Origin of the sequence: uncultured Brachyspira sp. (genome assembly GCF_949287625.1) — a bacterium.
GTDB lineage: Bacteria > Spirochaetota > Brachyspiria > Brachyspirales > Brachyspiraceae > Brachyspira.
In genome coordinates, this window is record NZ_CASEGO010000149.1 from 1 (window position 1) to 5,379 (window position 5,379).

General features: G+C 30.1%; 8 protein-coding genes. All 8 read left to right on the top strand.

Annotated features, from left to right (window positions below; translation table 11 throughout):
- Positions 1–208, top strand: a 208-nt coding sequence (locus tag Q1X91_RS14720; protein ID WP_300759210.1) for a hypothetical protein, incomplete at its 5' end; no start/stop codon positions are given.
- A gap of 1 nt (position 209) precedes the next feature.
- Positions 210–620, top strand: a complete 411-nt coding sequence (locus Q1X91_RS14725) for an FdtA/QdtA family cupin domain-containing protein (protein WP_300759212.1) — start codon at positions 210–212, stop codon at positions 618–620.
- Between the two features lie 5 nt (positions 621–625).
- The gene (locus tag Q1X91_RS14730; RefSeq protein ID WP_300759214.1) at positions 626–1,726 is read left to right on the top strand and encodes a DegT/DnrJ/EryC1/StrS aminotransferase family protein; all 1,101 of its coding nucleotides are present in this window, start codon (positions 626–628) and stop codon (positions 1,724–1,726) included.
- Between the two features lie 22 nt (positions 1,727–1,748).
- The gene (locus Q1X91_RS14735) at positions 1,749–2,315 is read left to right on the top strand and encodes an acyltransferase (RefSeq protein WP_300759221.1); all 567 of its coding nucleotides are present in this window, start codon (positions 1,749–1,751) and stop codon (positions 2,313–2,315) included.
- A 59-nt stretch (positions 2,316–2,374) separates the two neighbouring features.
- Positions 2,375–3,136, top strand: coding sequence for a GT-D fold domain-containing glycosyltransferase (locus Q1X91_RS14740; protein WP_300759224.1), 762 nt, complete (start codon positions 2,375–2,377; stop codon positions 3,134–3,136).
- Positions 3,082–3,213, top strand: coding sequence for a hypothetical protein (locus Q1X91_RS14745; protein ID WP_300759226.1), 132 nt, complete (start codon positions 3,082–3,084; stop codon positions 3,211–3,213). The genes Q1X91_RS14740 and Q1X91_RS14745 overlap by 55 nt, the downstream gene beginning before the upstream one ends.
- A 41-nt stretch (positions 3,214–3,254) precedes the next feature.
- Complete coding sequence (locus Q1X91_RS14750) at positions 3,255–4,457, top strand: formyltransferase family protein (protein WP_300759228.1); 1,203 nt, start codon at positions 3,255–3,257, stop codon at positions 4,455–4,457.
- 5 nt (positions 4,458–4,462) lie between these two features.
- The coding region (gene rfbB / locus Q1X91_RS14755; protein ID WP_300759230.1) for a dTDP-glucose 4,6-dehydratase at positions 4,463–5,379 on the top strand (917 nt) is incomplete at its 3' end.

Below are 5,379 nucleotides of genomic sequence, written 5' to 3' on the forward strand. Positions count from 1 at the left end.
AATAAAAACTGATTGCAGTTTACCAAAATTAATAAATCCATATAGATATCGACACAAGTATTATTGTTTTATGAGTAAGTATTTTTATAGCAAAAGTAGTTATGTAAAAAAAAGTAATGAAAATATAGATAAAGAAATTAATAGTGCTCAAAAATATTTAAATGAAATTATAAATAAAGCTAATCTTTGGATGAAAGGTAATTTATAATATGCAATTAACTAAATATGTTTTTCAACCGCATGGAGATGAACGCGGTCAGCTTGTTGCTTTGGAAGAATATAAAGAAGTACCATTTAAAATTAAACGGGTTTATTATATGTATGATATGAGCCCGGGAATAGTGCGTGGGCGGCATGCGCATAAAAATTTACAGCAAATTTTAATATGTATTCATGGTAGTTGTAAAATTTTATTAGATAATGGTAATGAAAAGAAAGTAGTGCCATTAGAGAAACCATATGAAGGATTATATGTTGCTAATAACATGTGGCATGAAATGTTTGAGTTTTCAGAAGGTGCTGTTTTAATGGTATTAGCCTCTGAATTATATGACGAAAGTGATTACATAAGGAATTATGAAGAATTTTTAAATTTTTATGGAAAACAAGATAAGGAGTGATTTAAATGAAAGTACCTTTTTCGACATTTGAATCTATGCATAATGAAATAAGGAAATCTTTAGACCGTGCTTATAATAAAGTTTTAGATAAAAGCTGGTTTATAAGAGGTGATGAATGTAAAAAATTTGAAGAAGAATATGCAGCTTATTGTGGAGTTAAATATTGTGTTGGTGTAGCTTCAGGTTTAGATTCGTTAATTTTAATTTTAAGAGCTATGGATATTGGTGTTGGGGATGAAGTAATAGTACCTTCTAATACATATATTGCGACAGCTTTAGCAATTACGTATGTTGGTGCTAAACCTGTATTTGTAGAACCTGTAATTGAAACATTTAATATAGATGTGGATAAAATTGAAGAAAAAATAACAAAAAATACTAAAGCAATAATAACTGTACATTTATATGGCAGAACAGCTGATATGGACTCTATTAATGCGATTGCCAAGAAATATAATTTAAAAGTAATAGAAGATGCTGCACAGGCTCATGGAGCAAAATACAAAGGAAAAAGAGCTGGTTCTTTAGGTGATGCTGCCGGATTTAGCTTTTATCCAGGTAAAAATTTGGGTGCTTTAGGTGATGCCGGTTGCGTAACAACTAATGACAAAGAGCTTGCTGATAAAGTTAGGGTTTTAGGTAATTACGGTTCGGACTATAAGTATCATAATATTTATAAAGGTGTGAACAGCAGATTAGATGAAATGCAGGCAGCATTTTTAAGGGTGAAGTTACCGCATTTAGAAAAATGGAATAAAGATAGGCGAAATACAGCTAAAAAATATTTGAACGGAATTATTAATCCATTGATTAAATTACCTCTTCCTACAAGTGAAGAATATGAACAGATTTATCATTTATTTGTGATCCGTTGCGAAAGACGAGATGAATTAGAAAAATATTTAAATGAAAATGGTATTGGTACATTAAAACATTATCCTATACCTATGCATGAACAGGAATGCTATAAAGATTTAGGCATTAAACATGGTGAATTACCGATTGCTGAGGAAATTAGCAGAACTGTTTTAAGTATACCTATGTATTATGGTATGACAGATGAAGAAGTTGATTATGTTATTGATAAAATTAATGAATTTATGTAATTAATGATTTTTAGGTGATAATATGGGTATTATCAATAAATTAATTTTATTTTACAATGAAATAAGTAAATACAGTTTTAAAGGTATGATTTCTGTAGGTAAAAATGTAAAATTCTATCAAAAATTACGACTTACAGGAGATGGATATATATATATATGTGCCAATTCAAGCTTCGGTTATAAGATAGGAGGAAGATATTATGGCGGAAGTTGCGAAATTCAAACTAGAAGTAAAGAAGCCGTAATAAGAATTGGCAATAATGTGGCAGCTAATAATAATTTATTTATAATGGCGAGAAAAAATATAGTAATTGAAGATGATGTACTAATTGGGGAAAGTGTTACAATAATGGATCATAATGCTCATGGTGTAGATCCATATAGAAGGAGAACATCTTTTGGAACACCTAGAGAAATAATTATAAAAACTAATGTGTGGATTGGTAATAATGTTACTATATTGCCTGGATCAATTGTTGGGAAAAATTCTATAATAGCAGTTGGAAGCGTTATCAATGGCATTTTTCCAGATAATGTAATAATAGCAGGTAATCCTGCAAAAATAATAAAAGAATTAGGAAATGTGTAGATATGAAATATTCATTGAAAAGATTTCTAAAAAATTTAAAATTTTTATTAAAACATGACTTGGATAAAAAAGATAAAGATTTAAAGGTAGATATTTTAAAATCAGTAGAAGATATATATTACTATGAAATTCTTGATAAAGAAAAAGAGAAGCATAGATATATGTTAGATGTTTTAAATTATGATAAAACAATAGATTTATTATTAAATCAACCAAAAAGTTTTTGCAGATTCGGAGATGGCGAAATTGAAATAATGATGGGAAATAATATACCATTTCAAAAATATAATGAAGAGTTAAAAAATATTATGTTAAAAATTTTAGAGAGTAATAATGAAAATTTATATGTAGGAATAAATTATAATTACTTTCACTCTATTGATAATTTTAACGAAACAAGTAAGAACTTTTATTTATTATATGCAAAAAAATATCGAGATTTTTTATTAAAACATTGTAATAAAAATCGTAAATATATAGCAGCAGGTTTTACACAATTATATATGGGGTTAAGTAATTTTAATTATAATATATATTTTGAAAAAGCAAGATTGCTGTTTAAAAATAGAGAGCTAGTTATATTTGCGGGAGATGGTGTATTAAATAAATTAAAATATGATATTTTTGAATTAGCTAAAAGTAAAGAGTATATAAAAGCTCCAAATATTAATGCTTTTAGTGAATTCGATAACTTGTTAAACAAAGCATTAGAATCCCCCCCGATAGAAAGACATTTGTATTCATATTGGGGCCTTGCGCAAATGCTTTGGTTTATAAACTTGCAGAACAAGGGTATATGGCATGGGATATTGGACATTTAGCAAAAGATTATGATGCCTATATGCGTGGAATAGATAAAAATGAAGAAAATATAGTTGAATTTTTCAAGCCGGATTAATTTATTTTTTTGTGATAAATAACAATTTTTGGAGGAATAAAATGTTAATATGCATTGCTGGTAAAAACGATATTGCGGTTAATGTTTTAGAATATTTATTAAAATATTATAAAGAAAATGAAATTGCTTGTATTTTAAATAAAACTGAGACAGGAAAAAATAGCTGGCAAAAATCTCTTGAATGGTATTGTAAAAAAAATAAAATAAAAATTTTATCATTAAATGATATTTATAGTATTAAAGATATGGTGTTTTTATCTTTAGAATTTGACCAGATAGTTAAACCAGAAATGTTTTTATCAAAAAAATTATATAACATACATTTTTCCTTGTTGCCAAAATATAAAGGTATGTACACTTCTATATGGCCTGTTTATAATGGAGAAACGGAAACAGGAGTAACATTACATTTTATAGATAAAGGTATTGATACTGGTGATATTATAGATCAAGAAAAATTTTCTATTAATGAAAATGATACTTCTTACGATGTTTATAAAAAATATATAGAAGTAGGTACTTCTTTAATTATACGAAATGTTAATGATATTATTGAAGATAATGTAAGAGTGTGGAAAAAACAATCAATTAGTTTGTCTACTTATTATTCTAAAAACAGTATAAATTTTGATAATATAGTTTTAGACTGCAATAAGACCGCATGGCAAATAAAAAGGCAAGTAAAAGCGTTTTGTTTTAGACCATATCAGCTTATTAAATTTAAAAACAATTGTATCATTAATGTTGAAATATTAAAAGAGAAATCTAGCGTTAAAGCTGGAGCAGTTATTGAAGAAGGAAAATCGTATTTTAAAGTAGCTACAATTGATTATAATGTTATCTTATATAAAGATGAATTTGAAAATTTATTGTCATGCATTCAAGAATTTGATAATGAAGAAGTAAAACGTATTTTAAAAGTTAAAAATTATATCAATGAAAGAAATAAGCGGGGGTGGAGCGCTTTAATGGTCGCTACATATAATAACAATAAAGAAATATTTTATTTGTTGTTGAAATATGGCGCCAATATATATGAAAAGAACTGGAATGGTACTAATTTACTTATGTATGCAAAAGATTGTTATGTAAAAACTTTAGATAGTGAGTTATTTGAGTATTTATACGATTTAGGACTATCGATATACGAAAAAGATTTTAATGGTAAAAGTTTGGTAGATTATTGTTATGAGGAAACAATAAAGAATATTGGCAGAATAAATATTTTTAATTTACGAAGGTAAAATTTATGAAACTCATTATCACCGGCGGAGCCGGATTTATTGGCAGTAATTTTATATATTATGAGCTTAAACAGCATCCGGAGGACGAATTTATTTGTCTGGATAAGCTGACATATGCGGGCAATTTAAGCAGCTTGAATGGCGCGATGCAGCAGCCTAACTTTAAGTTTATAAAAGGTGATATTGCTGACCGCGATTTTGTTTATAGCCTGTTTGAAGCGGAAATGCCTGATATTGTGGTGAATTTTGCGGCAGAGAGCCATGTTGACCGCAGCATTTTAGAGCCGGAGCTGTTTTTGAAAACAAACGTTATCGGTACGGGAGTGCTGATGGATGCCTGCCGCAAGTATGGCATTAAACGTTATCATCAGGTAAGCACGGACGAGGTTTATGGTGATTTGCCGCTGGACAGGCCGGATTTGTTCTTTACGGAAACAACGCCGCTGCATACTTCCAGCCCGTATTCAGCTTCCAAAGCGAGTGCGGATTTACTGGTTCTGGCATATCACCGTACTTATGGTTTGCCGGTGACGATATCCCGCTGCAGCAATAACTATGGTCCGTATCACTTTCCGGAAAAGTTAATTCCGCTGATAATTATCAATGCCTTGCATGATAAAGCATTGCCGGTATATGGCGACGGCGCTAATGTGCGTGATTGGCTGTATGTGGAAGACCATTGCAGCGCGATCGATTTAATTATCCGCCATGGGCGCGAGGGCGAAGTTTACAATGTAGGCGGGCACAACGAAAAGAGCAATTTGGACGTTGTGAAGATTATTTTAAAAGCACTGGGCAAGAGCGAAGATTTGATAACTTTTGTGAAAGACCGCCCTGGGCACGACAGGCGTTATGCTATTGACCCGACTAAGATACATAACGAACTTGGCTGGCTGCCGCAGACGAAATTTGAGGACGGCAT

Bases quoted from the DNA above. Each gene is read 5' to 3' on its own strand.
- Q1X91_RS14725 (WP_300759212.1), top strand. From the start codon at position 210: ATGCAATTAACTAAATATGTTTTTCAACCGCATGGAGATGAACGCGGT.
- Q1X91_RS14730 (WP_300759214.1), top strand. From the start codon at position 626: ATGAAAGTACCTTTTTCGACATTTGAATCTATGCATAATGAAATAAGG.
- Q1X91_RS14735 (WP_300759221.1), top strand. From the start codon at position 1,749: ATGGGTATTATCAATAAATTAATTTTATTTTACAATGAAATAAGTAAA.
- Q1X91_RS14750 (WP_300759228.1), top strand. From the start codon at position 3,255: ATGTTAATATGCATTGCTGGTAAAAACGATATTGCGGTTAATGTTTTA.